This is a genomic window from Geodermatophilus sp. URMC 63 (assembly GCF_053502565.1).
On the sequence record NZ_CP199956.1, the window covers coordinates 3,895,347 to 3,920,077 of the forward strand.

Here is a 24,731-nt window from a genome sequence, read left to right on the forward strand (position 1 = left end):
GGACCACGCCGGTGGACGACCGCACAGCAGGGCGCCGGAGGCTCGTCCGGTTCACCGCAGGGCTCTGCGTGGTGCTGGCCGGCTGGAACGGCCTGGTCGTCCCGCTCCTCCCCGGCCGGCCCGCGTCCGCCGTGGTCGCGGCCGTGGTGGCCGCCGGGGTGCTGCTCGCCGCGGCCAGGCGGGTCGGCCTGACCTGGGACGAGCTGGGACTCGGCCGGCGGAGGTTGCCGGCCGGGGGCAGGTGGGGCGCGGCCGGCGCGGCGCTGGTCGCCGCCGGGTACGCGGTGGCCGTGGCCGCTCCTGCGCTGCGCCCGCTGCTGGCCGACGCCCGGATCGGGGGTCTCGACGGTGCGGAGGTGGCGGTGCGGGTGCTCGTGCGCATCCCCCTGGGCACCGTCCTGTGGGAGGAGGTCGCCTTCCGCGGCGTCCTGCAGGCGGCGGCCGGCCGCGTGCTCCCGCGGCCGGCGGCCACGGCCGTGTCCTGCGTGCTCTTCGGCGTCTGGCACGTCCGCCCGACGCTGGACGGCCTGGCGGCCAACGACCTCGCCGGCGGGCCCCTCGCCACCGGCGTCGCCGTCCTGGTGACCTGTCTGTGGACGGTGGCCGCCGGGCTGCTCCTCACCTGGCTGCGGCTGCGCAGCGGCAGCCTGCTGGCGCCCGCGCTGCTGCACCTGGCGTCCAACTCGCTGGGCGTCCTGGCCGCCGCCACGGCCCTGCGTCTCCCGTGACGGACCGGGGGACGGCTCAGGCGCCCCCCGCGAGGAGGTCGCGGAGCCGCTGGGCCCGCTCGGCGTCCCAGCCGGGTGGCTGGAGGACCGCGGCCCAGGCGTCGACGTACTGGGACCGGTAGACGTGCCCGTGCCTGTCCGGCACGTTGCCGGCGAACGGGAGGTCGGCCGTCACCTGCCAGAAGGTGACGAAGGGGATCCACCGCACCGCGTCGACGACGTCCTCGCCCCGGTGCTCCTCCAGCCAGGTCGGGCGTGCGTACGCCAGCTCCGGGGTCCACCACACGACGGGGTCGGAGGCGTGCAGCAGGTAGAGCACGCGGGAGCCGTCCCACGGCTCGGAGGTGGGGGCGATCCCCTCTCCGGGGTCGTCGGTGAAGCGGACCGTGCGGCCGTCCCGGTACTCCGGCGCGATCTCGGGGCTGCCTGCGTCCCGGTCGTCGACGAACTCCCGGAAGAGCGTGTTGAACTGCGGTGGGCCGGCGAGGACCGCCCCGGCGGTCCGGTTGCGCAGGTCGTGCTCCCCGCTGAACGCGGTCTCGGCGCCGAAGGAGCCCAGGCTCTCGCCCACCACGACCAGGCGCGGCCGGTCCTCGAGCGGCAGGCGGGACCAGCGGTCGTACACCGCGTCGAAGAGCTCCCGGCCGGACTCGCGGGCCCGGTCGCTGTCGACCAGGTAGGAGACGAACGACGGCAGGTAGGAGTACTGGATCGCCACCGCGGCGGTGTCCCCGCCGGCCAGGTACTCGAGGGAGTCCACCGCACCGGGGTCGACCCACCCCGACCCCGTGGTGGTGACCACCGCCAGGACGGCGCGGTCCAGACCGCCGGCGCGGACGAGGTCGTCGACGGCGAGGCCGGCGCGCAGCTCGGCGGTGGGGGCCGAGTCGAGCCCGGCGTAGGCGCGCACCGGCTGCGGGGCCGGAGCGCCGGTGAAGGCCGCGATGTCGTCGGCCGAGGGCCCGGTCCCCACGAACGTGCGGCCCTCCCGGCCGAGGGACCCCCAGCCGATGAGGGACCCCGGTCCTCCCGACCGCTCGGCCGCGGTGGGCGCGACCACGCCCTCGTCGGTCCGGTCGTTGCGGACGGAGAAGACCCGGTCGGCGGCCGCGACGAGCTGGTCTGCCACGACGCCGCTGAGCAGGAGCGCCGAGCCCACCACGACCACCGCCCAGCCCAGCGCACGGGCGGCGCGGGCGCCGATCCACCGGTCGAGCAGCAGCGCGATCCCGGTGTAGACGCGCCGGACCGCACGGGCCAGCGCGACGAGCACGACGAAGACGGCGCCGGCGACCAGGGGCACCACCACCACGGAGAACGCGCTGTCGGCGGGCGCGTCCATCAGCTCCCGGATGCGCGCCTGCCAGTAGCGGCCGTACGCGGTCGCCGCGACGAAGGCGACGAGCGTGACCCCGCCGAGGACGAGCCAGGAGCGCCGCCGGGCGGGCCGGGCGTCCCGGTCCACGACCGCCCGCCACGCGGCGGCGGCCACCACCCCGACGCCGTAGCCGAAGGCGGCGCTGATGCCGCTGACCAGCCCCTGGGTCAGCCCGGTCCGCGGGAGCAGCGACGGGGTGAGCGACGCGCAGAGGAGGACCAGGGCCCCGACCAGGCCCGGCAGGGTGTAGCGGAACGGGCGCCGGAGCGGACGTCGCCGGACCGAGGGCCGTTCGCGTCGCGGGCGATCGGGGGTGCCCGTCCGGTCCTCGGGGACCGTGAGCTGGTCCACGCGCGCATCCTCCTCCCGGACGGGCACCGTCGGCGCTCCGCGGGACCTCGTGGACGCAGGATCGGCCGCCGGGCCCGGGGGGCGCGCGGTGCCGGGGCGGGGTCGCGGCCCCGGCACCGGTGCAGCCCCGTCAGACCCCGGCGCCGGCCGGGACGGACCCGGGCTCGGTGTCGACGGCCGACTGCGGCGCCCTGCGCCAGATCTCGCGGTCCAGGCCCACCACGGCCCCCACGGCCACCACGAGGACGCCGAAGTAGACGTAGGCGGCGCGGTCGACGTCGGCGTCGGCGAAGCCGAGCATGCCGAAGGTGAAGGCGCCCTGGCTGGCGTGGAAGAGCACGGCCATGAGCAGGCTGCCGCCGCTGCGGTTGAACAGCCACACGTAGAGGAACGTGATCACCACGGTGGAGGGCAGCCCGATCCAGCCGAGGTTGCCGAGTGCGACGAGCGGGACGTGCCAGCCCGCGGTCAGGACGCCGAGCACCCCGGCCGCCGCCAGTGGGGACAGCCGGTCCTGCAGGTGCGGCAGCGCGTAGCCGCGGAAGCCGGGCTCCTCGCCCAGCGCGCTGTCGGTCGGGTTGACCGTGCGCAGCGCCAGCAGCAGGACCACGTCGGTCCAGACGACCCCCGAGAGGTCCGGTGCCGAGGCGCCGCTCCACCACGTGAGGACGCCGGTCGCGAGCACCATGAGCACCGGCAGGCCGAGGGCGACGACGTACCAGACCCAGCCGACCCGCCACCGGACCAGCCGGGAGCCGAGCTGCCGGAAGCCCCGCCGGCCGTCGGCGGTCGCGATGACGACGAGCGCCGCCACGAGCGGACCGCCGGGGAAGAAGGGCGTGCCGAGGGAGAACCCGAACGCGTCGAACGCCCACGGTGTCCAGGACACCAGGTAGGCGAGGGCGAAGAAACTGGTCAGCCGGTGCTGCCGCACCCAGGCCACGGTGCTGGACATGAGGGCCTCCGTCGGGTGGAGAGGAACGCGACCGAGGGTCGGCCCGGCGACGGGGGTACGACCAGCAGGCAGGCCCTCGACCGGCCTCAGGGCTGACCCTGCACCTGGCGGCCGGACCGGCCGGTCGACCGGTGCCTCCGGGCGCCCTCGCCGCACGGCACCGCGGCCGGTGGACGACCCCTATCCGCGGTCGGGGAGCGGGGTCCGGCGGTACCAGTCGGCCAGCCGCCCGAAGCCCTCCTCGAGGCCCACCCCGGGCCGCCAGCCCAGGGCCTCCCGCGTCCGCCGCTGGTCGAACCAGTGCGCGGTGGCCAGCTGCTCGGCGAGGAACCGGGTCAGCGGGGGCACCGAGCGCCGCCGGGTGGCCTCCCACACCGCCTCGACCGCGGTACCGGCCAGCCAGGCCAGGCCGAAGGGCACCCGCCGGCGCGGGCCGGGGACGCCCGCGGCCCGGCAGAGCCGGCCGATGACCTCCGCGACCGGGCGCGGCTCGCCGTTGGAGACGACGAGGGCCTCGCCGTGCACGGGCCCGCAGGCGTCCACCGCGGCGACCAGCGCGGCCGCGGCGTTGTCGGCGTAGGTGGTGTCGATCAGCGCCGCGCCCGAGCCGATCACCGGCAGCCGACCGGCCCGCGCCCGCTGGACGATGCGCTCGACGAGCTGGGTGTCACCCGGGCCCCACACCAGGTGCGGGCGGACCGCCAGCACGGCCAGCGCGGCGGAGTCGGCGCCCAGCGCGCCGAGCTCGGCCACGGCCTTGGACCGCGCGTAGCGGCCGCGGGCCCGCGCGGGGTCGGCCGGCCCGGCGCCCACCCCGGTCAGCGCCGTCCCGGCGTGGGCCACCGACGGGGACGACACGTGCACCAGCCGGCCGACGCCGGCCGCCCGGCAGGCGTCGACGACGGCGCGGGTGCCGTCGACGTTGGCGTGCGCGTACTCCGCCCACGGGCCGGTGACGTCGACCTTGGCGGCGAGGTGCAGCACGGCGTCCTGACCCCGCGCGGCGCGGCCGACGACCGCCGGGTCGGCGACGTCGCCGAGCACCTCGGGGCAGGGCAGGCCGGCGGGACGGCGTTGCAGGACCGTCACCTCGTCGCCGCGGGCGAGCAGCGCCGTGGCCGTGGCCCGGCCGAGCATCCCGCTGGCGCCGGTGACCAGCACCCTCACGGGCGGCGCCGCGCCCGCGCGCCGGCGAGCACCCGCGCGGCGCGGCGGGCCACCTCGCCGCGGTCGACCTTGGACTGGTGCCGGACGTCCACCGGCAGCGCGGCGGTGCCCAGCACCGCGGCGACCTCGACCCCGGCGGCGGCGCGCACCGCGTCGGCCAGCTCCGGGGCGGCCAGCGCCATCCGCCGCCCGCGCCGTCCGGACCGGCGTCCGGACGGCACGACGACCACGACGACGACCTGCGCTCCCGCCGGGCCGACGCCGACGGCCGCGGCGGCCGACACGCCCTCGAGCCGCTCCACCCGCTGCTCGATCCCGACCGGGGTGACGACGCCCGCCGCCGTGGTGACGACGTGCTGCAGGCGTCCCTCGATCCACAGCCGGCCCTCGGCGTCGAGGTGCCCCACGTCGCCGGTGCGGTGGAACCCGGGGTCGCGCGACGCCGCCCGCTCGAGCGCCCACAGCGCGTCGTAGCGGTCCTTGACGTGCGCGGCGCGGACGCAGACCTCGCCGGTCACGCCGGGGCGGTCGGTGAGCTCGCCGTCGGCCTCCCCGCCGGGGGACAGCGGGCTGACCCGCACGGTCACGCCGGCCAGCGGGCGGCCCACGCAGACGCCCTCGCCGTCGCCGGCCGCCTCGATCCCGGCCAGCGAGACGTCGGTGACGGGCAGCGCCTCGGTCATGCCGTAGGGGGTGTGCGCGTCGGCGGCCGGGAGCACCTCCCGCAGCGAGCGCAGCAGCGCGGCCGGGACGGGCGCGCCGGCGGACATGAGCAGCCGGACCTGGGCCAGCGCGGCCCGCTGCTCCGGCGTCAGGTCGCCCGCGGTGGCCGCGACCCGCCGCAGCGCCGCGGGGGAGGCGAAGACGACGGTCGCGTCGACGGCGGCCGCGGCGTCGGCCAGCGCCGTCGCGGTGAGCGAGCCGGGGGCGGTGACGTCGACGTCGGGGACCGCCGAGCCGATGCCCAGCGCCGGCCCGAGGATGGCGAAGGGCGCGAACGCGGCCACGAACCGGTCGCCGGCGGTGAGGCCGTAGGTGGACCGCACGAGCTCCAGCTGGGCGGCGGCCTGCCGGTGCGTGTAGACGACGCCCTTGGCCGGCCCGGTGGCCCCGGAGGTGAACAGCACGGCGCAGTCGTCGTCCGCCGGGGGTTCGGCGGGCGCCGGCGCGGACCGGCCGAGGGTCTCCAGCTCGTCGAGCGTGTGCGCGGCGCCGGACCCGGGGCCCGGCCGGCCGGCGGCGATCCGGGTGCCGGGCAGGCCCATCAGCCGGGCCGCGGCCAGGCCCGGTCGGCCGCCGACCACGGAGTCGACGGCGGCACTGCGCAGCGCCCGGCGCATGCCACGCAGCCCCAGCCCCTTGTCGGCCACGACGACGACGGCGCCGGCGCGCCACACGGCGTACACCGCGGCGGTGAGGTCGGCGGAGGGCTCGACGAGCAGTGCGACGCGGTGCCCGGGGCGGACCCCGGAGGCGGCCAGGCCGGCGGCCAGGTCGCGCACCCGCCGGGACAGCGCCGACCAGGTCACCGTCGCGCCGCCGACCTCGACCACCGCGGGCGCGTCGTCGCCGGAGCGCTCCTCCAGGGCGGACCACAGCCGGCGTCCGGCGTCGCCCGCCGGGCGGGCGGACGGCACCGGGCCGGTGCCGAGGTCGCTCACCCACTGGGCCACGGCCTGCGCGTACTGCGGGGCGTCCTCCGGGAGCAGGTGGGAGGCGCCCTCGTAGCGGTGCAGCCGGGCCTGCGGCAGGCGGCGGCGCAGGTCGGCCAGGTAGCGCTCGCCGAAGACCGGGTCGCGCGGACCCCACAGCAGCAGCGCCGGGACGTCGAGGCCGCGGATGCCCTCGGCGACGGCCTCCTGCGCCGCGCGGGACGGGTGGCCGCGGGAGAAGGGGATGTCGGCGACGAAGTCGCCCACCGACCGGCGCCGCGCCGCGGTCCGGTAGGGCGCGGCGAAGGCGCGCCGGACCTCGGCCGGCAGCGCCGGCCGGGACAGCGCCGTCGTCGCCCGGACGAAGACCGGCGTGCCGACGGTGACCGCCGCCCGCACGCCGGGGGCGTCGGCGGCGCGGATCAGCGCGGGACCCCAGTCGCCCTCGGGCATGGCGACGGCGGTGTTGGCGAGGACGACGCCGCGCAGGTCCGCGCGGTGCTCGAGCGCCCAGCCGAGGGAGACGACCCCGCCCCAGTCGTGCCCGACGGTGACCACCGGGCCGGCGACGCCGAGGGCCGCGGTGAGGTCGCCGAGGTCGGCGATGCGCTGTGCGAGCGGCCGCGGCCCGGGCAGCCGCTCGGAGAAGCCCATGCCGAGCTGGTCGGGGGCGACCACCCGCCAGCCGGGCGGCGCGGCCGCGAGCAGCCGGCGCCACAGGTAGGACCAGGTGGGGTTGCCGTGGACGCACAGCAGCGTGCCCACCGGGTCCGCGACGCCGTTGTCGAGGACGTGCCAGGTGTGCTTGACGCCCGCCGCGTCGGCGACGGCGACCGTGCGCGACCAGGCGGGGTCCAGGCCCGGCAGGTCCGGCGGGAGGCCGGGGCTGTCGGGGGCCCTCACCAGGCGAGCTCGAGGCAGGAGACGTTGAGGCCCGAGCCGATGCCCATGAGCAGCACGCGGTCGCCGTCGACGAGGGAGTCCTGCTGGCCGGCCAGCGTGTAGGGCACCGACGCCGGGCCCAGGTTGCCCCGGGTCGGGAAGGTGGTCGGCACCAGCGCCGGGTCGATCGAGAAGCGGTCGCACATCGCCTGGGTGTGGACCTTCGACACCTGGTGGACGATGTAGCGGTCCATGCCGCGGGCCCAGTCGACCTCGGCGGCGGCGTCGGCCCACATGTCCTGCGACAGCGCCAGGCCGGCGTCGAGCAGGCCCTTGAGGTCGGTCCGCATGAGGTCGTTGTCGCCGACGCACAGCTCGTGGTGCTCGGTGCCCGCGCGGCTCACCGAGGCGACCAGGCGGTGGCCCTCGGGGTGCCGGTCGGCGCGGCCGAGCACCATCGCGACGGCGCCGGAGCCCAGGGTCAGGGTGGCGAACTGCGCGATCACGTCCTTCGACGTCGTGCCCGGCTCGTTGAGCCGCTCGAGGGTCCGCTCCTGCACCGGCCGGGAGTCCTCGCCGTTGACGACCAGGGCGTACTCGACCATCCCCGAGTCGATCATCGCGGCGGCCAGCTCCATGCCGTTGACGAAGCCCAGGCAGGCGTTGGTCACGTCGAAGTTCTGGCACGACCGCGGCAGGCCGAGCGCGTGGTGCACGGCCACCGCGGTCGAGGGCTCGAGGTACCTGCGGCTGACCGACGTGTTGACCATCAGGCCGATCCCGGCCGGGTCGACGCCGCTCTCGCTGATCGCCTTCGCGCCGGCCTCGGCGGCGCCGTCGACGAAGGTGACGCCGTCGGCCCACCAGCGGCGCTCGCGGATGCCGGCGAGGCGCTCGAGCAGGCCCGGCCGCAGCCCCACCCGGCGGTAGGTGTCGGCGAGCACGTCGTCGAGCGCGTCGGACGTGACCACGCGGGTGGCGTCGGCCGTCTGCAGCGCCAGGACGGCGGTGTTGCCGAAGCGGTGCGTGGCGTTGCCGTTCAGGGGTGAGCCGTTCATTCGCGGGGTCCAGTCCTCGGAAGGGCCGGCCTCCTGCCCACCGCCCTCGTTGACGCCACCACTACCCGACCTCTGCACGCGCATTCCGCCAGTGTCCGCCCTGGCTGCCAGCAGCCGGTGCGGTGGGGGAGGAGCGCACACGGGTCCTCGCGGTGAGCGACGCCGCGCCGCCGGGGTGCTGCTCGGCGGAGGTGCCGGCCCTCAGGAGGTCGGCGCGGGTCCCGAGGTGCCGGTGCCGCACTCGTCGCGGAGGTAGGCCTCGACGTGGTCGCTCGCCGTGGACAGCTCGTCCCCGACGTCCTCCAGCCCGGCCAGCGACTGGGGGTCGGTGAGGTCGAGGTCGGCGAGCGCGTCGGCCGTGCGGTCGAGGCCGTCGGCCAGCGCGGCCCAGTCGGCGGCGATGGGCTCGGGGGCCTGGATCGCCCGCAGCTCCGCCGCGATCTGGTCGAAGGCGTCGCGCACCGAGGGGTCGTCGTCGCCGATGCCGTCCAGCGCCGTCTCGACCCGCTCGTCGATCCCGGCGGCCTGCGCGCAGAAGTCCCCGGCGCCGGAGCCGGAGGCGGTGGGCTCCCCGGTCTGCACGGCGCTCGGGGCCGCCGAGGAGGCGCTCGCGGAGCCGCTCGAGGAGCCGTCCTCGCCGCCGCACGCGGCCAGCAGGACGACGGCGGCCGCGAGCGCGGCCCCGGCTCGACACGGGTGCGGGGTTCGGGACACGACGGCCTCCCGGGGGTGGGTCGGGGTGACCGTGTCGAGGGTCCGCCGGGCAGGCGTCGCTGACCAGGGGGTCGGGCGCCGTGCTCCCGGGTCTCGGGCTCAGGTCGCTCCCGCTCAGGGGGCGTCGAACAGGACGACGTCGCCCGGGGTGGCGGGAAACGGGTTGGCCCACTCCGACGGCGTCCCGGTGATGGGCGCGGCGTCGGTGACGACGACGAACGGCGTGCCCGGGTAGACGGCGAGCACCCGGGCGGTGGAGGTCAGCGTCTCGGTGCGCTCGTGCAGCTCGCCGCGGCGCAGTTGCCGCGTCGTCCGCTGGCCGCGCAGCTCCTCCCCGACCTCGGCGACCCACCGGGCGCCGTCCTGGTCGAAGGCGATCGAGCGGACCCGCCGTGCCGGGGGCGCGGGCTCGCAGCCGGCGAACTCGGCGAGGGCTTCGTACAGCCGCTCGGCCTGCTCGTCGTCGCTGGCCCGGGGGAGGAAGAAGGCGACCACGGGCCGATCCTGCCGGTGGCCACCGACGGTCGACCGCCGTCGGTCCCGCCGGTGCGGCAGAGTGCGGGCTCCGGCGGCACGGGGCGACGTGGGGGAGGGGCGACGTGGGGGTGGGGCGACGTGGGGGTGGGGCGATGAGGGCGATCGTGGTGGGCGGCGGCGTCGCGGGACCGGTCACCGCCATGGCGCTGCAGAAGGCGGGCATCGACGTCACCGTCCACGAGGCGCACCTGGCCCCCGCCGGGGACGTCGGGGCGTGGCTCGGGGTGCAGGTCAACGGCCTGGACGCGCTGCGGGCGGTCGACGCGGACCGGCCGGTGCGGGACGCGGGCTTCCCGACGCCCCTGATCCAGTTCCGCAGCGGGACCGGCCGGGTGCTCGGGACCCTGCCGACCGGCACCGGCGGCCCCGGGGGCATCTCGCTGCGGCGGTCGGACCTGTACCGGGTGCTGCACGCGGAGGCCGCGCGGCGCGGCGTCGACGTCCGCTTCGGCTCCCGGCTGGCCGCGGTGGAGAGCACCCCGGGCGGCGTGCGGGCGACCTTCGCCGACGGGACGAGCGAGTCGGCCGACCTGCTCGTCGGCGCCGACGGGGTCCGCTCCACGGTGCGCACCCTGCTCGACCCGGCCGCCGCGCCGCCCCGCTTCGTGCCGGTGCTCAACACCGCCGGCTACGCCGAGCACACGCCCGCCGACGGGCAGGTGGGGAGGCTGACGATGGTCTTCGGCCGGCGGTCGTTCTTCGGCTGGCTCCCGGCGCCCGACGGCCGGACGTGGTGGTTCGCCAATCCGCCGGCGGCGCGGGAGCCCGCGCCCGACGCGGTCGCCGCCCGCTCGGACGCCGACTGGCGGGCGCTGCTGCACGACCTGCACGCGTCCGACCGCTCACCGGTGCCGGCCCTCGTCGACGCCACCCCGCACCCGCTGCGGGGCTGGACGACCTACGACGTCCCCGCCGTCCGTCGCTGGCACGACGGGCGCACGGTGCTCGTCGGCGACGCCGCGCACGCCACCTCGCCGGCCGCCGGGCAGGGGTCCTCGCTGGCCATGGAGGACGCCGTCGTGCTCGCCCGCTGCCTGCGCGACCTGCCGCGGCCCGAGGCCCTGGCGGCCTACGAGCGGGTCCGGCGCCGGCGCACGGAGCGGATCGTGGCCGAGGGGTTCCGGACCAGCAGCGTCAAGGCACCGCCGGCCGTGGGGCGCGTGGTCCGCGACCTGGTGGTGCCGCTGGTGCTGCGACGGCGCGACCCGCAGGCCTGGGTGCGTGACCACCACCTGGAGTGGGACGACCCGGTGCGGGCCGCGACCGCGTGACAGGCTCGGCGCATGACTCGCGTCGGCCTGGTCCTGGGTGGTGGCGGCGTCGTCGGGCAGGCCTACCACTCGGGTGTGCTGGCGGTGCTGGAGCACGACCTCGGCTTCGACGCCCGCCGGGTGGACGTCGTCGTCGGGACCTCCGCGGGCTCGATCACCGGCACCCTGCTGCGGCTGGGGGTCTCGGCGGAGGACCTCGCCGCCTGGACGGTCAAGGCGCCGCTGTCCGGGGAGGGCGGCGTGATGCGCCACGTCGCCACCACGCCCGTCCCCGAGCTGGCGCCCTTCCGCCCGCTCGACGTGCTGCGCCGCCCCCTGCGGCTGCCCGGCCCGTCGATGGTGCACCGGGCGCTGACCCGGCCGTGGCAGTTCCGGCCGATGGCCGCCGGGATGACCCTGCTGGCACCCGGGCAGCACGACATCGTCGAGCAGCTGGCCGCCCTGCGGGAGCTGGAGGAGCAGGCGCCGGGCTGGCCGGCCGCCCCGCTGTGGATCACCGCGGTGCGCCGGCGGGACGGCCGCCGCGTGGTCTTCGGCCGTCCCGGCACGCCCGAGGCGCCCCTGCACCTGGCCGTCGCGGCCTCGTGCGCGGTGCCCGGGTACTTCGCCCCCGTCCGCATCGGCGGCCGCCGCTACGTCGACGGCGGCGTGCACTCACCGACGAACGCCGCGGTCCTGCGGGGCCTGGGTCTCGACGTCGTCATCGTCGTCTCCCCGATGAGCGGGTCGGCCGGGTGGCGGCCGGACCTCTACGCGGCCGCCCGCCGGCACGCCACGCGGCTGCTGCACCGCGAGGTCCGGGCGCTGCAGGCGGAGGGGATCCGGACCGTGGTCTTCGCCCCCGGTGCGCGCGAGCAGCAGGTGATGGGCAACGACATGATGTCGCGCGCCCGCCTCAACGAGGTCATCCAGGAGTCGTTCCTCGCGGCCGGCCGCCGGGCGGCCGAGCCGGAGGTCGCCGACCTGGTCCGGCTGGCGGCCGGGTAGCTCCGGGCTCCGGCCGCACACGCGACGGAGGGGCACGGCGGTGTGCCCGCCGTGCCCCTCCTGCGCTGCTCGGGTGCGCCGTCCGGCGCGCCGCTCAGATCGCGCGGACGTTCTCCGCCTGCGGGCCCTTCTGGCCCTGCGTGATGTCGAACTCGACGCGCTGCGCCTCGTCCAGCGACCGGTAGCCGCTGCCGCTGATCGCCGAGAAGTGGCAGAAGACGTCGGCGCCGCCGCCGTCCTGCTCGATGAAGCCGAAACCCTTCTCCGCGTTGAACCACTTCACAGTGCCCTGGGCCATGTCGATCTCATTCCGTGCTGGAGGTGTCGGGGCCGGCAGGCGCCGGCCGCGGGTCGCCGCACCGACCGGCAGGACCGAGAGGAACGTCAGGCAGAGACGACTGCGGACGTCCGGGAACGAGGCAGAGGCACGACAGCGACCGGCACCGACTGTACGGGGTGCGCGCCGCCGCAGGGGACGGCGACCCGATCGGGGAGCGGGATCACACCGGACCCGGCGGCCGGCCGCGCCCGCGGGCCCGGCCGGCCGCGGCGCTCACCAGCGCAGGGGGTCGGTCACGCGGGAGTGCGCCGTGCGGCAGGCCCGGCAGTTGCCCCACGTGACGATGGCCAGCGGCGTCGTGGGCGCGCCGCACTCGGGGCAGTCGACCGGCTCGTGGGACCGGGAGCGCGCCTCGGCGATCGCGCGCGAGTGCTCCTCGTGGATCGCCTCGTCACCCCGGCAGGGGCACCCGAGGGAGGCGTCGGCGCAGCGTCCCCGGTGTGCGGCGACGGGATCCTCCGGTCAGCGGCCGCGGCGGGCGACCCGGAGGACCATCCCGTCGGCGCCGGCGAGGACGACGAGCCCACCGCGGCGGAACCGGGTGCGCGACGGGGTGCGCTCGTCGGGGGAGACGTCATCGGGCGCGTCGAGGCAGCGCTGCACGTCGCCGTCGCTCACCCCCATGCCGGTGGCGGCCTCCCGCGCGCCGCGGGTCATGCGCAGCCCTCCGGCCGGCTCCTGCCGACCCGGCTCGCGGTGACGGCCCGCGGGGCGGCTCGCGGAGCGGCTCGCGGCGGCGTCCCGCGGCGGAGGAGGGGCCGGGGTGTCGGCGCGGTCGTCGTCGGGCTCGTACCCCGACGAGGGGGGAGCGAGGAACAGCAGGTCGGGTGCGGTCATGCAGGGGTCCAGACGTCAGGGCGGGGGCGCGCGGCCTCTCCGCGGTGGGGAGCGCCGGATCGGCGCGGTCTGCCCGGGCGCAGGGCGCGCCGCCGTCGGGCAGGGGACGGTGCGGGCACCGAGCCGTCCCGCACCCCCGACGCTACGCGCCGGACCGCCGGGTCGCGGGACGACGACCCGACGCGGCCCGGCGTGGCCGGGCGGGACCGGGGGTCCCGAGCGAGGGCTAGCGTCCGCGGGGTGACGACGACGACACCGACGGTCCAGACCTCCGGTGGCACGGTCCGCGGCACCAGCCGCGACGGCGTGCACGCCTTCCTCGGCATCCCCTACGCCGCCCCGCCCTTCGGCCCCCGGCGCTTCGCCGCGCCGCAGCCGGCCGAGCGCTGGGACGGGGTCCGGCCGGCCACCGAGTACGGGCCGACGGTGCCCAAGCCGCCCCACGCCCCGCCCTACGACCTGCTGCTCCCCGAGCCGCAGATCCCCGGCGAGGACTGCCTCAACCTCAACGTCTGGACGCCGGACCCGGGCGCGTCCGGGCTGCCGGTGTTCGTGTGGATCCACGGCGGGGCCTTCGTCAACGGGTCCGGGGCCGTCCCGGTCTACGACGGCACGGCCTTCGCCCGCGACGGCGTCGTCTGCGTGACGATCAACTACCGGCTCGGCGTCGACGGCTTCCTGCACTTCGCCGACGGCGGCCCGGCCAACCGCGGCCTGCTCGACCAGGTGGCCGCGCTGCGGTGGGTGCAGGAGAACATCGCGGCCTTCGGCGGCGACCCCACCAGGGTCACGATCGGCGGGGAGTCGGCCGGCGCGATGAGCGTGGCCTGCCTGCTGGCGATGCCCTCGGCGCGCGGGCTGTTCTCCCAGGCGGTGGCGCAGAGCGGTGCCGGCCACCACGCGCTCACCGCGACCACGGCGACGCGGATCGGCGGCTACCTCGCCGAGCGGCTCGGCGTGCCGGCGACCCGGGAGGCGCTGGCCGCCGTCCCCGTCGCGGACCTGATCGCCGCGCAGCAGGGGCTGGCCCGGGAGGTCGCGCTCGCGCCCGACCCCGGCCGCTTCGGCGAGGTCGCGGTCAACCTCATGGCCTTCGAGCCGGTGGTCGACGGCGACGTGCTGCCCGACCTGCCCATCCGGGGCATCGCCGGCGGGTCGGCCCGCGACGTCGCCGTCCTCGTGGGCGCCAACCGCGACGAGCAGCGGCTGTTCCTCGTGCCCAACGGCGTCGCCGACCTGGTGACCGACCAGCTGCTCGCGCTGGCCCTCGCCGGCTACGGGCTGCCGGCCGACCGGGCCCTGGAGGTCTACGGCGCGGCCCGTCCGGGCGCGACGCCGGGGGAGCTCCTGGCCGACGTCGCCACCGACTGGTTCTTCCGGGTGCCGGCGATCCGGCTGGCCGAGGCGGTGACGGAGCGGGGCGGAGCCGGCGGGCGGGCGTGGGTGTACGAGTTCTCCTGGCCCTCCCCGCAGTTCGGCGGCCGGCTCGGCGCCTGCCACGCCCTGGAGCTCGGCTTCACCTTCGACACGCTCGAGCAGGAGGGCCACGGCGCGCTGATGGGCGAGGCCGCCCCGCAGGCGCTGGCCGACGCGATGCACGGCGCCTGGGTCCGCTTCGTCATCGACGGCGACCCCGGCTGGGCGCCCTACGACACGCAGCGCCGGCCGGTGCAGGACTTCGGCGAGCAGGTGCGGCTGCTGCACGACCCCCGGGGCGACCAGCGGGTCCTGTGGGAGGGCATCCGCTGACCTGGGTTCGCCGCCGCGGCCGTTCCCCTTGTGAGCGAGCCGGGACCACCCGACGATGCAGCCCCTGAGGGGGGATGCACGCGCGGACGGCGGACGGGGACCAGCGGCCATGGACCTGCACCACGGCACCCACGGGAAGCACCGCCGCAGGCGCGCCCGCCGGCGCGTCGCCGGCGTCGTGCTCGGCGTCCTCCTGCTCGCCGGCGCCGCGGTCGCCGTGCTCCTGGTGCGCGGCGGCCCCCCGTCGGTCGACGGGCGGGCCGAGGCGGCCCAGGCCGCACCCGGCGGCACGGAGCACGCCGGGCACACCACCGCCTCGTCGGCGGCGTCGGGCACGGGCGTGCCGTCCTCCGGTGCGCCGACGTCGGCGGCCAGCGCGGCCACCCCGGGAACCGGGCCGGCGGTCGCGGTCGGGCAGGCGCCGCACCACCTCGCCCTCGCACCCGGCGGCGGGTTCGGCTACGTGGCCGACCCGGCCGCCGGCGCGGTGGTCCGGATCGACCCGGCCACCGGCGAGCCGACCGGGACGATCCCCGTCCCCGACGCGCCGCCGCAGATGGTCACCTTCTCGCCGGACGGCACGCGCGCCTACGTCTCCGCCTTCGACGCCGAGTACACCGCCGACGCCGTCGTCACCATCGACACCACCACCGACCGGGTGGTCGGCGCCGTGCCGGTGGGCCGGGGCCCCTACGCCCTGTCCACCACCCCCGACGGGCGGCTGCTCTACGTGCCCTACTTCGACGAGGACCACCTCGACGTCCTCGACCCGGCCACCGGCGCCCTGGTACGGCGCATCGAGGTGGCGCCGTCCCCGCACTGGATCGCGTTCGCTCCCGACGGCCGCCACGCCTACGTGACCAACCACTTCTCCGACGTGGTCACCGTCCTCGACCTGGCGACGAACGACGTGGTGACGACGATCCCGGTGGGCGACGGGCCGCACAGCCTGGAGTTCTCACCCGACGGCACCCGCCTGGCGCTGGTCGACTACATCGGCGGCGACGTCGTGCTGATTGACCCCGCGAGCGACAGCGTGGTCGCCACCGTGCCCGGCGTGGGCGCCGGGCCGCAGGACGTCACCTGGGCGCCCGACGGCCGGCACCTCTACACCGCGAACGTCGACGAGGGCACCGTCGGCGTGGTCGACGTCGCGTCGGGCACCGTCACCGCCCGGGTCCCCACCGGCACCGACCCGACCAGCGTCACGGTCACCCCCGACGGGCGGCGGCTGCTGGTCACGAACTTCGGCGACGGCACCATCCGCCTGCTCGACGTCGCGCCCGGCGGGTGAGCACCGGTCAGGAGACGCGCAGCCGGTCGGCCCCGAACACCGGCACGCCGCCGACGACGGTGGCGACGACCTCGATCGACCCGATCGCCGCCGGGTCGACCCGGGCGGGGGCGTCGCCCAGCACGACCAGGTCGGCCAGCATGCCCCGCGCGAGGGTGCCCTTCTCGTGCTCCTGGTGGTCGGCGTACGCCGAGCCGTGGGTGTAGGCGCGCAGCGCCTCCTCGACGGTGAGCGCCTCGGCCGGGGTGAACGGCTGCCCGGAGCCGGTGCGCCGGTTCACCAGGTCGTGGATGCCGAGCAGCGGCGCGCCCCGCACGACGGGGCAGTCGGAGCTGCCGGGCAGGACGACCCCGGCGTCGAGCCAGCTGCGCTGCCGGTAGCACAGCCGGGCCCGCTCGGGCCCGAGCGCCTGCAGCATCCCGTCGCCGATCTCGCCGACGAAGTGCCCCTGCGGCACCGGGACCACCCCGAGCGCGGCGAGGCGCGCGACCTGGTCGTCGCCCACCACCCCGGCGTGCTCCACGCGATGGCGGGGGTCGGGACGCGGGAAGCGCCGCTGGGCGTCGTCGTAGGCGTCCAGGACGACGTCGAGGGCGGCGTCGCCGATCGCGTGCGTGGCCACCTGCCAGCCGTGGGCGTGCGCGGCCACGATACGCTCGTGCAGCCACCGCGCCTCGTGCTGCAGGAAGCCGCTGGTGTCCGGCCGGTCGGCGTAGGGGACGCGCATCGCCGCCGTCCGCCCGATCAGCGAGCCGTCGGAGAACACCTTCACCGCCCCGACGCGCACCCACTCGTCGCCCAGCCCGGTGCGCACGCCGAGGTCCACGCCGAACCACGGGTGCCCGGGCTCGACGTCGCCGATCTCGTGCAGGGCGTCGACGGCCGGCATCAGGGTGGCCCGGACGCGGAGGAGGCCGCGCTCGCGGGCGGTGAGGTAGGCGGCGAGGTCGGCGGGGCTGTTGCCGGCCAGGCCGGCGCAGATGCCCGGTTCGGTGATGCTGGTGGTGCCCTCCGACAGTGCCACGTCGCTGGCCAGGCCGATGCCGGTGACCCAGTCCTCGAACGGCTCGGGGCGCAGCACCGCGTGCGCGAGCCCCTGGGCCTGCTCGGCGAGCAGCCCGAGCGGGCGGCCCCGCTCGTCGCGCTCGACGTGCCCGCCGGGGACGTCGGGCACCGCGTCGAGGTCGGCGAACCCCGCGCGGGCGAAGCCCTCGGTGCTCAGCACGCCCATGTGCCCGGAGTTGTGCGTCAGCCAGACCGGCCGCCCGCCCGCCGCCCGGTCGAGGGCCTCCCGCGTCGGGTGCCCGCCGATCTTGTTCTGGTCGTAGCCGTGCCCGAGGACCCACGCGCCGGGCTCGAGGGAGGCGGCGCGCTCCGCCACCCGCGCGTAGAGCTGGTCGAGGGTGGCGGTCCCGGGGGAGGTCAGGTCCACCTGGCGCAGGCGCTGCCCGCGCATGCTCAGGTGCTGGTGGGCGTCGTGGAACCCGGGGACGACGGGCGCGCCGCGCAGGTCGACCACCGTGTCCGCGGTGCACCCGGCCAGGTCGTCGTCGAGGCCGGCGACCCGGCCCCGCCACACGCCCAGTCGGCGGGCGCGCGGCCGGCCGGGGTCGCCCGTGGTGATGTCGCCGTCGACGTAGAGCACGTCCAGCCGCACCGCGTCGTCCTTCCTCGCACCGGATGGGGACCGGGCCAGTGTGCCGCCTCCCGGCCCGCCGTCCCGGCCCCCGCCGCCCGGGGCCGGCCGGCGGGTTGCGGACAGGTCGGTTCCGCGGCGTCTCGGGTGGGCAGGGACGCAGGGGCCCGCCCGGGGCCGGGATCGGGAGGACGACGATGACCGAAGGTGTGCCCGCTGTCGTGGAGCGGATCTACGAGGAGGTCCTGCGACGCAACCCCGGTGAGGTCGAGTTCCACCAGGCCGTCCGCGAGGTCTTGGACTCCCTCGCCGTCGTCCTGGGCCGGCACGGCGAGTACACGGAGATGAAGACGATCGAGCGGATCTGCGAGCCCGAGCGGCAGGTCATCTTCCGGGTGCCCTGGCAGGACGACAGCGGCGAGGTCCACATCAACCGGGGCTTCCGCGTCGAGTTCAACTCCGCCCTCGGCCCGTACAAGGGCGGGCTGCGGTTCCACCCGTCGGTCAACCTGGGGATCGTCAAGTTCCTCGGCTTCGAGCAGATCTTCAAGAACGCCCTCACCGGCATGCCGATCGGCGGCGGCAAGGGCGGCTCGGACTTCGACCCGAAGGGCCGCTCGGACGCCGAGGTCATGCGGTTCTGCCAGTCGTTCATGACCGAGCTCTACCGGCACCTCGGCGAGCACACCGACGTCCCCGCGGGCGACATCGGGGTCGGTGCCCGCGAGATCGGCTACCTGTTCGGCCAGTACAAGCGGATCACCAACCGCTACGAGTCCGGGGTCCTGACCGGCAAGGGGCTCGGCTGGGGCGGCGCGCTGGTCCGCACCGAGGCGACCGGCTACGGCGCCGCCTTCTTCGCCGCCGAGATGTGCCGGGCCCGGGGGGAGTCCCTCGACGGGCGGCGCGTGGTCGTGTCCGGCTCGGGCAACGTGGCGGTGTACGCCGTGGAGAAGGTGCGCCAGCTCGGCGCGACGGCGGTCGCCTGCTCGGACTCCAGCGGCTACGTCGTCGACGAGAAGGGCCTCGACCTCGAGGTCCTCAAGCAGGTCAAGGAGGTCGACCGGGCCCGGATCGGCGCCTACGCCGAGCGCGTCCCTTCTGCCACCTTCGTCGCCGACGGCAGCATCTGGGACGTCCCCTGTGACGTCGCGGTCCCCAGCGCCACGCAGAACGAGCTCGACGGCGACGCCGCCGCGACCCTGGCCCGCAACGGCTGCCGCTACGTCGTCGAGGGCGCCAACATGCCCTCGACGCCGGAGGCGGTCCGGATCTTCCGCGAGGCGGGGATCGCGTTCGCGCCGGGCAAGGCGGCCAACGCCGGGGGTGTGGCCACCTCGGCGCTGGAGATGCAGCAGAACGCCTCGCGCGACCGGTGGACCTTCGAGCACACCGAGGCCCGGCTGGCCGAGATCGTGCGCGACATCCACGCGCGCTGCTCGTCCACCGCCGAGGAGTACGGCGCGCCCGGCGACCTGGTGCTCGGCGCGAACGTGGCCGGCTTCCTTGAGGTCGCCGAGGCCGTGCACGCCCTCGGGCTGATCTGAGGCCGGCGACCGACGGGGCCGTGGCTGCCACACTGGTCCGGTGGCCTCCGAGGACGGGCGGACCGTCACCGTGGAGCGGGCCGTCCCGGCACCGGCGGGGGCGGTCTTCGCCGTGCTGGTGTCGCCGGAGTGGCACGGGGCCCTCGACGGGTCCGGGATGGTCCGGGGGGCGCCGTCGGGTCCGGAGCGCCTGCACCTGGGCGCGCGCTTCACGATGGGCATGCGACAGGGCCCCGTCCGGTACCGGAGCGTCAACGAGGTCACCGAGTTCGAGCAGGACCGGCTGCTCGGCTGGCGGACCACGGGGGAGTGGCGCGGGCACACCCTGGTGGGCGGCCAGTGGTGGCGCTACCGCCTCGTCCCCGAGGACGGCGGCACGCTCGTCCGCCACTCCTACGAGTGGGGCCGCGCCCGCTGGCCGACCCTGACCGTCCGGCTGCCTCGGTACCCGCAGCGGATGGCCCGCGCGATGCCGGAGACGCTGCGGCGACTCGAGGCCCTCGTGCTCTCGCTGGGCTGAGGACGGCCGGCGCGGGTCAGGTCCGCCCGGCGCCGTCCGCGCCGTCGGCGGGCCGTGCGGCGAGCTGCGCCTGCAGGGCGGCGACCTCGGCGGTGAGGGCGCCGACCCGTTCGCCGGCGGAGCGCGCCGTCGCCTCGGCCTCCGCGGCCCGGCGGTCGGCGTCGTCCGCGCGCTGAGCGGCCCGCGCCGCGTCGGTGAGCGCCTGCTGGCGGTCGCGCTCGGCTGACGCGGCCCGCGCGGCCGCGTCCCGCTCCCGCGCGTGCGCGTCCTGCTCGGCGCGGCGGGCGGCGTCCCGCTCGTGCTCGGCGTCGCGGGCCTGCTCGCGCGCGGCGGCCGCGGCGGCCCGCGCCTCGTCGCCGGCGCCGAGCGCGGCGTCGCGCTCCTCCGTGCGCGTCTGCACCGCCTGGGCGAGCCCGCGCTCGGTGACGCGCCACCCGGCCCGGGCCTCCACGAGGGCGTCGTGCTCGCGGGCGGCGTCCTCGCGGGCACCGCGCTCGGCCCGCCGCGCCTCCGCGGCGCCCCGCTCCGCCGCCTGCCGGGCCACCTCGGTGTCGTGCGCCCGCTGCTCGGCGGCGGCGCGCGCGTCCTCGGCCCGGACACGGTCGGACTCGGCCCGCCCGAGGGCCGTCTCGGCTCCCCGGCGCGCCTCCTCGGCGAGCTCCACCCGGCGCGCGGCCTCGGCCCGGGCCTCGGCGACCTGCTGCCCGGCGTCGGCCCGCGCGGCCTCGGCGTCCCGCTCGGCCGCCTCCCGCGCCCGCTGGGCCTCCGCGTGCAGCCGCGTGGCCAGCCGGGCCTGCTCCTCGGCGCGCAGCTGCGCCGCGTGCGCGGCCTCGACGTCGGAGCGGGCCTGGGCGATCCGCGCCTCCACCGTCGTCTCGTCGCGGTAGGCGTCCAGGGCGTCGACGGCGGCGGTGAGCAGCGTGGCCTGCGCCTCGGCCGCGGCGGCGGCCTCCCGGGTGGCCGCCGCCCACCGGCCCACCAGCTGCCGGACCCGGCCCTCCGGAGGCAGGTCCTCGGCCAGCGCGGTGACGGTGGCGACGGCGCGGGCGGACCGGGAGCCCGATGCTCTGGCCCGTGCCTGGCGCGCCGACTCGGGGTTGTGGTCGGGGCGCGCGCAGAACGTGGGCGAGGGGCCGCTGCGCCCCGGTGTCCGCGGCCGGCGCGGCTCGGTGCAGCCGGGGAAGGCGCACGGCTTCGTACCGGTCTCGTTAGTGGGCTCCGTCACGTTCGGGACAATAGTCGGATGCACGGTCCGCCCATCCATCGGTCAGGGCTACCACGGGATGGCTCGTGCACCGCTTCCGAGAGGCACCTACTCTGCGAAGTGATCGTTGACGGGACACATGACCGGAGGAGACGCCATGGGGACCGATCCGGACGATGCGGGGGAGGCGTCACCACGCTCGGTCGCCGCCCCGGCGGCGACGGACGGCGACGGGCTGCTGCTGCCCGGCGACCTGACCGCGGTCGGCTCCTACGTCGCCGCGGCGCAGTCGGCCGCCACCCGGGAGGCGTACGCGCGGGACGTGGCCGCCTGGCGGGAGTGGTGTGCCGCCCGGTCGCTGCCGAGTGCCCTGCCCGCCGACCCGCTGACCGTCGCCGCGTGGCTGGCCGCCATGGCCGACGAGGGGCGCAGCCCGCGCTACGTCGCCCGGCGGCTGTCGGCGCTCAACGACGCCCACCGCACCGCCGGCCACGCCGTCCCCGGCGACAGCGAGGGGGTGCGGCGCACGCTGGCCGGCATCCGCCGCACCGCCGTCCGCTCGGGTACCGGCCGCGCCGGGCCCGGGCGTTGGACACCGCCACCGTGCGGGCCCTCGTCGAGGACCTCCCCGACACCCTCGCCGGCCTGCGCGACCGCTGCCTGCTCCTGGTCGGCTTCGCGCTCGGCCTGCGCGCCAGCGACCTGGTCTGGCTGCGGATCGAGGACCTCGCCCCGGCCGGGCACGGCGGCCTCGACGTCCTGCTGCGCTTCTCCAAGACCGACCAGGAGGGTGCGGGGGAGACCCTGGCCCTGGCCGAGGGCGTCCGCGAGGTGACCTGTCCCGTCCGCGCCACCCGTGCCTGGCTGGCGGCGCTGGCGGCGCAGGGGATCACCGCCGGCCCGCTGTTCCGGTCGGTGGGCAAGGGGCACGCCCCGCGGATCGGGACGACCGCGCTGACCACCCGCAGCGTCGACCTGGTCCTCAAGCGGGCCGCCGAGCGCGCCGGCGTCGTCCCCGAGGGGCTGTCGCCGCACTCGCTGCGACGCGGCTTCGCCACCACGGCCTACGCGCAGGGCGTGCCGGAGAAGGAGATCAGCCGGACCGGCCGGTGGCGGTCGCTGGTGGTCCGCTCCTACGACGCGTCCAGCCGGTGGGCCGATCCCGCCTCGGGTTCGCTGGGCCTCTGACCCGCCGGCCCGCGCGCCGGGCGGCTACACGTAGTGCGACCTCCGGAGCCAGTGGAAGGCCGCCCACCCGGGCAGGACGGGCAGCCAGAACGTCGCGATCCGGTAGAGGAACACGGCGGGGACGGCGATCGTGTGGTCCATCCCGACGCCGACGAGTCCGGCGATGAGGGCGGCCTCGAGGGCACCCAGACCGCCGGGTGTCGGCGCGAGGGCGGCCACGGCGGCGCCGGCGAGGTAGACGGCGCCCACCGGGGCCAGGCCCACGTCCCCGCCCAGTGCCCGGGTGGACAGGTAGAGGCAGAGCAGGTAGCCGAGCGTGGTCGCCGCCGAGCCCCCCAGCAGCAGCACCACCTTGCCGGGGCTGCGCAGGGTGCCGCCGAGGCCGTGGACGGAGCGGCGCAGCGGCGGCCCCAGCCGCGGAACGACGAACCGCCGGACGGCCGGGACGGCGGACGCGGCGACGGTGAGCGCCAGCACCGCCAGGGCACCCCAGGCCACGGGAGGCGACTCCACCGGCCGGACGACGTCCGGCAGCGACCGCCCGGCCCACACCCCGAACCCCAGCAGCAGGAGCACGTGGACGACGGTCCCGGCCGCGTAGCTGAGCCCGACGCCGGACGTGGCGACGGCGACGTCGACGCCGCTGCGCTGCAGGAAGCGGACGTTGAGCGCCATCCCCCCGAGACCGGCGGGCACCAGCCGGCCGGCGAAGGAGGAGGCGAGCTGGGCGACGAAGGTGGGGACGGCCCGCAGCCGCCCGGGCACCGCTCCGGCGAGGCTGAGCGCAGCGCCCACGTACGTCAGCGCCGACGTCGCCAGGACCAGCGGCGACCAGGCCCAGTCGGCGTCCCGCACGCGCTCGGCCATGCCGGCCACGTCGCCGAGCTGGGGCACGAGCAGGTAGGTGGCGAGGACGAGCACGCCGACCACGAGGAGCGTCCGGGGCCGGATGCGCTCCAGGTCCGCCAGCCGTGGTTCCGGGACGCCGCACCGCTGACTGACGGCGGCGCGGATCTCCCCGGCCAGCTCCCTGTCGTGCCTCAGCGCGTCCCGTGTCGCGCCGCTGAGCGAGTTCGGCTGCAGCCGCGGCAGCGACGCGGCCACCGCCTCCGGCCCCAGCCGGGCGACCGCGGTGTCGACGGCAGGCCCGACCCCGACCTGCAGCGCGAGGGTGACCAGGAGCTGGGCGACGTCGGCGTCGAGCAGCGCCGGTGCGGCGGCGACCTCGCTGAACCCCCAGTCGATGAGCCACGGCGTACCCGAGGGGTCGAGGAGGACGTTGGCCCGGCGCAGGTCGCGGTGGGCGACGCCGTGCCGGCGCAGGACGGCCACCTGCTCCCAGATGCCGTGCAGGACCGGCCCGGTCACGGCCGTGTCCGGCACCCGGTCGAGGGTCGTGCCGTCGACGAGCTCGTAGGACAGCAGCCACGAGTCGTGCCCGACGGGGGCGATGGTGCGCAGGCGGGGCGTCCGCCCGCCGGCGTCCCGGACGAGCAGCGACACCATCGCCTCGTGCTCGACCGTGCGGCGCAGGGAGGAGAACGGGCGCTCGTCCCCGACGTCCCTCAGCCGGAGGAACCGGTAGGCCCGGAACAGCAGGTCCGCGGCCCGGTTCTCGGCGCCCATGACCTTGGCGAACACGCGGTCCCCGTTCCGCAGCCGCGCGGTCCAGGGCACCGAGCCGCGGGCGTCGACCACGGCCGGCGCCACCTCGACCGGGTCGAGCCCGCTGCCGGCCAGGGCGGCGGCCACGGCCTCCCGGGTCGGCCGGGCGACGGGCCGGCCCAGCAGCAACAGGGTCGCCGAGCCGACCGCGGCGCCGAGCAGCAGCGACACGGCCAGGGTGGCCGGGGACGGCCGGGGCGACAGGAGCTGCAGCAGCGTGGTGGACGCGAGGACCAGGACCCCGGCCCGCCGCCACCGGCGGGACACGAACGGCGCCAGCACCGCGAACGACGCCGCGGCCACGGCGAGGCCGTCCACCCGGAGCGCGCTGTCGAGGTCCCCGGGCCACGCGGCCGCGCGCGGCGGGATGCCCGGGGCACCGGCGTCGAGCAGCCACCGGGCTGCCCGCGCCAGCGCGACGGCGAGGACGCCGCCGACCAGCAGGTAACCGAACAGCCGCCACCGGCGCGTCACCGCAGGAGTGACCCAGGCCGCGGCGACCGACGCCACCACCAGCAGCGCGGCCGCGCCGGTTCCGAACCGCTCGACGGCCGGCGCGGCCGAGGACAGCCGGCCTACCAGGTCCTCGTCCGCTGCCGCGGCCGTCTCGCGCGACCACCGGGCGACCGGCAGCAGCAGGACGGCCGCGGCGGTCAGCACGCCGGCGCGGAGCACGTCGCTGGGGGACCGGTCGTACCCGGTGACCTCCTCCGGGGAGGAGTTCCCACCTCCCCGGACGGCGCCTGCGCCCGCTGCCCGGGTCGGAGGGGACCCGGTCGTCGGCGCCTCCGGCAGCTGCGCCGAGGGGGCACTCGGCCGGTCCGACGTGCTCGTCTCGTCCATGCGGTCCGCCCTCCGGGGTCGCCGTGCACACGGTGGCGTGCGGGAGGCCCGTCCCGGGGGCCCGCGGGGAGCCGCGCCGGGGTGCCGGTGCGGGGTTCCTCGGCGGGGCGTGACCCGACCGGGGGTCAGGACGACGCTGCGCGACGCCCGTGCCGCCCCGGCCGGCGGGCCGGACGCCGGAACCGGGCTGACGAGCGCCGGACCCGCGCCACGGTCTGGACCCGCTCC

20 protein-coding genes and 1 pseudogene are annotated in these 24,731 nt (G+C 77.4%); 9 read left to right on the forward strand and 12 right to left on the reverse strand.

Features of this window, described 5'->3' with window-relative positions:
- Positions 1-11: 11 nt before the first annotated feature.
- Complete coding sequence (locus ACWIZO_RS19070) at positions 12-728, forward strand: CPBP family intramembrane glutamic endopeptidase (RefSeq protein WP_448642972.1); 717 nt, start codon at positions 12-14, stop codon at positions 726-728.
- Between the two features lie 16 nt (positions 729-744).
- Here ACWIZO_RS19070 and ACWIZO_RS19075 read toward each other — a convergent pair whose 3' ends face one another.
- The 7 genes from ACWIZO_RS19075 to ACWIZO_RS19105 all read right to left on the reverse strand — a co-directional run bounded on the left by ACWIZO_RS19075 (position 745) and on the right by ACWIZO_RS19105 (position 9,380).
- Entirely contained in the window at positions 745-2,457 is a 1,713-nt protein-coding gene (locus ACWIZO_RS19075) for an alpha/beta hydrolase (RefSeq protein WP_448639218.1), read from the reverse strand.
- Positions 2,458-2,587: 130 nt separating this feature from the next.
- Entirely contained in the window at positions 2,588-3,412 is an 825-nt protein-coding gene (locus tag ACWIZO_RS19080) for a CPBP family intramembrane glutamic endopeptidase (protein WP_448639219.1), read from the reverse strand.
- A 180-nt stretch (positions 3,413-3,592) separates the two neighbouring features.
- The gene (locus tag ACWIZO_RS19085) at positions 3,593-4,579 is read right to left on the reverse strand and encodes an NAD-dependent epimerase/dehydratase family protein (RefSeq protein ID WP_448639220.1); all 987 of its coding nucleotides are present in this window, start codon (positions 4,577-4,579) and stop codon (positions 3,593-3,595) included.
- Positions 4,576-7,134 (reverse strand): alpha/beta fold hydrolase, encoded by a 2,559-nt coding sequence (locus ACWIZO_RS19090; protein WP_448639221.1) that lies wholly within the window; start codon positions 7,132-7,134, stop codon positions 4,576-4,578. Before ACWIZO_RS19090 ends, ACWIZO_RS19085 begins: the two co-directional genes overlap by 4 nt.
- Positions 7,131-8,171 (reverse strand): 3-oxoacyl-ACP synthase III, encoded by a 1,041-nt coding sequence (locus tag ACWIZO_RS19095; protein WP_448639222.1) that lies wholly within the window; start codon positions 8,169-8,171, stop codon positions 7,131-7,133. Before ACWIZO_RS19095 ends, ACWIZO_RS19090 begins: the two co-directional genes overlap by 4 nt.
- A gap of 201 nt (positions 8,172-8,372) precedes the next feature.
- The gene (locus ACWIZO_RS19100; RefSeq protein WP_448639223.1) at positions 8,373-8,885 is read right to left on the reverse strand and encodes a hypothetical protein; all 513 of its coding nucleotides are present in this window, start codon (positions 8,883-8,885) and stop codon (positions 8,373-8,375) included.
- A 114-nt stretch (positions 8,886-8,999) separates the two neighbouring features.
- Positions 9,000-9,380 carry a hypothetical protein gene (locus ACWIZO_RS19105; RefSeq protein WP_448639224.1) on the reverse strand — a complete coding sequence of 127 codons (381 nt, stop codon included), beginning with the start codon at positions 9,378-9,380 and terminating at the stop codon, positions 9,000-9,002.
- A 134-nt stretch (positions 9,381-9,514) separates the two neighbouring features.
- Between ACWIZO_RS19105 and ACWIZO_RS19110 the strand changes: the two genes are divergently transcribed.
- Positions 9,515-10,693, forward strand: a complete 1,179-nt coding sequence (locus ACWIZO_RS19110) for an FAD-dependent oxidoreductase (RefSeq protein WP_448639225.1) — start codon at positions 9,515-9,517, stop codon at positions 10,691-10,693.
- Between the two features lie 12 nt (positions 10,694-10,705).
- Positions 10,706-11,680: a patatin-like phospholipase family protein gene (locus tag ACWIZO_RS19115; RefSeq protein WP_448639226.1), complete on the forward strand. Its 975-nt coding sequence runs from the start codon at positions 10,706-10,708 to the stop codon at positions 11,678-11,680.
- A gap of 94 nt (positions 11,681-11,774) precedes the next feature.
- Here ACWIZO_RS19115 and ACWIZO_RS19120 read toward each other — a convergent pair whose 3' ends face one another.
- Positions 11,775-11,978 (reverse strand): cold-shock protein, encoded by a 204-nt coding sequence (locus ACWIZO_RS19120; protein WP_446760363.1) that lies wholly within the window; start codon positions 11,976-11,978, stop codon positions 11,775-11,777.
- A 504-nt stretch (positions 11,979-12,482) separates the two neighbouring features.
- Complete coding sequence (locus ACWIZO_RS19125; RefSeq protein ID WP_448639227.1) at positions 12,483-12,857, reverse strand: hypothetical protein; 375 nt, start codon at positions 12,855-12,857, stop codon at positions 12,483-12,485.
- A gap of 240 nt (positions 12,858-13,097) precedes the next feature.
- On the opposite strand from ACWIZO_RS19125, the gene ACWIZO_RS19130 reads away from it, so the two are divergent.
- Together ACWIZO_RS19130 and ACWIZO_RS19135 are read left to right on the forward strand one after the other, a co-directional pair.
- The gene (locus ACWIZO_RS19130) at positions 13,098-14,606 is read left to right on the forward strand and encodes a carboxylesterase/lipase family protein (protein WP_448639228.1); all 1,509 of its coding nucleotides are present in this window, start codon (positions 13,098-13,100) and stop codon (positions 14,604-14,606) included.
- A gap of 109 nt (positions 14,607-14,715) precedes the next feature.
- Positions 14,716-15,900 (forward strand): cytochrome D1 domain-containing protein, encoded by a 1,185-nt coding sequence (locus tag ACWIZO_RS19135; RefSeq protein ID WP_448639229.1) that lies wholly within the window; start codon positions 14,716-14,718, stop codon positions 15,898-15,900.
- 7 nt (positions 15,901-15,907) lie between these two features.
- On the opposite strand, the gene ACWIZO_RS19140 is transcribed toward ACWIZO_RS19135, so the two are convergent.
- On the reverse strand, positions 15,908-17,557 hold the full coding sequence (locus ACWIZO_RS19140) for an amidohydrolase (RefSeq protein WP_448639230.1): 1,650 nt from the start codon (positions 17,555-17,557) through the stop codon (positions 15,908-15,910).
- 176 nt (positions 17,558-17,733) lie between these two features.
- On the opposite strand from ACWIZO_RS19140, the gene gdhA reads away from it, so the two are divergent.
- Both gdhA and ACWIZO_RS19150 read left to right on the forward strand, forming a co-directional pair.
- A complete protein-coding gene (gene gdhA / locus ACWIZO_RS19145; protein WP_448639231.1) occupies positions 17,734-19,083 on the forward strand; it encodes an NADP-specific glutamate dehydrogenase in 1,350 nt (449 codons plus the stop codon).
- A 40-nt stretch (positions 19,084-19,123) separates the two neighbouring features.
- Positions 19,124-19,603 (forward strand): SRPBCC family protein, encoded by a 480-nt coding sequence (locus ACWIZO_RS19150; protein ID WP_448639232.1) that lies wholly within the window; start codon positions 19,124-19,126, stop codon positions 19,601-19,603.
- A gap of 16 nt (positions 19,604-19,619) precedes the next feature.
- On the opposite strand, the gene ACWIZO_RS19155 is transcribed toward ACWIZO_RS19150, so the two are convergent.
- Positions 19,620-20,828 (reverse strand): hypothetical protein, encoded by a 1,209-nt coding sequence (locus ACWIZO_RS19155; protein WP_448639233.1) that lies wholly within the window; start codon positions 20,826-20,828, stop codon positions 19,620-19,622.
- Between the two features lie 136 nt (positions 20,829-20,964).
- Here ACWIZO_RS19155 and ACWIZO_RS19160 point away from each other — a divergent pair.
- Both ACWIZO_RS19160 and ACWIZO_RS19165 read left to right on the forward strand, forming a co-directional pair.
- A pseudogene (locus ACWIZO_RS19160) lies at positions 20,965-21,231 on the forward strand (hypothetical protein); the annotation flags it as partial.
- Positions 21,232-21,395: 164 nt separating this feature from the next.
- The gene (locus ACWIZO_RS19165) at positions 21,396-21,995 is read left to right on the forward strand and encodes a site-specific integrase (protein ID WP_448639234.1); all 600 of its coding nucleotides are present in this window, start codon (positions 21,396-21,398) and stop codon (positions 21,993-21,995) included.
- Between the two features lie 24 nt (positions 21,996-22,019).
- Here ACWIZO_RS19165 and ACWIZO_RS19170 read toward each other — a convergent pair whose 3' ends face one another.
- Positions 22,020-24,503: a lysylphosphatidylglycerol synthase domain-containing protein gene (locus ACWIZO_RS19170; protein ID WP_448639235.1), complete on the reverse strand. Its 2,484-nt coding sequence runs from the start codon at positions 24,501-24,503 to the stop codon at positions 22,020-22,022.
- Between the last annotated feature and the right edge of the window lie 228 nt (positions 24,504-24,731).

Excerpts from the sequence above, each read along its gene's own strand:
- ACWIZO_RS19080 (WP_448639219.1), bottom strand. The coding sequence starts at position 3,412 with ATGTCCAGCACCGTGGCCTGGGTGCGGCAGCACCGGCTGACCAGTTTC.
- ACWIZO_RS19095 (WP_448639222.1), bottom strand. The coding sequence starts at position 8,171 with ATGAACGGCTCACCCCTGAACGGCAACGCCACGCACCGCTTCGGCAAC.
- ACWIZO_RS19110 (WP_448639225.1), top strand. The coding sequence starts at position 9,515 with ATGAGGGCGATCGTGGTGGGCGGCGGCGTCGCGGGACCGGTCACCGCC.
- ACWIZO_RS19115 (WP_448639226.1), top strand. The coding sequence starts at position 10,706 with ATGACTCGCGTCGGCCTGGTCCTGGGTGGTGGCGGCGTCGTCGGGCAG.
- ACWIZO_RS19120 (WP_446760363.1), bottom strand. The coding sequence starts at position 11,978 with ATGGCCCAGGGCACTGTGAAGTGGTTCAACGCGGAGAAGGGTTTCGGC.
- ACWIZO_RS19125 (WP_448639227.1), bottom strand. The coding sequence starts at position 12,857 with ATGACCGCACCCGACCTGCTGTTCCTCGCTCCCCCCTCGTCGGGGTAC.
- ACWIZO_RS19135 (WP_448639229.1), top strand. The coding sequence starts at position 14,716 with ATGGACCTGCACCACGGCACCCACGGGAAGCACCGCCGCAGGCGCGCC.
- gdhA (WP_448639231.1), top strand. The coding sequence starts at position 17,734 with ATGACCGAAGGTGTGCCCGCTGTCGTGGAGCGGATCTACGAGGAGGTC.
- ACWIZO_RS19170 (WP_448639235.1), bottom strand. The coding sequence starts at position 24,503 with ATGGACGAGACGAGCACGTCGGACCGGCCGAGTGCCCCCTCGGCGCAG.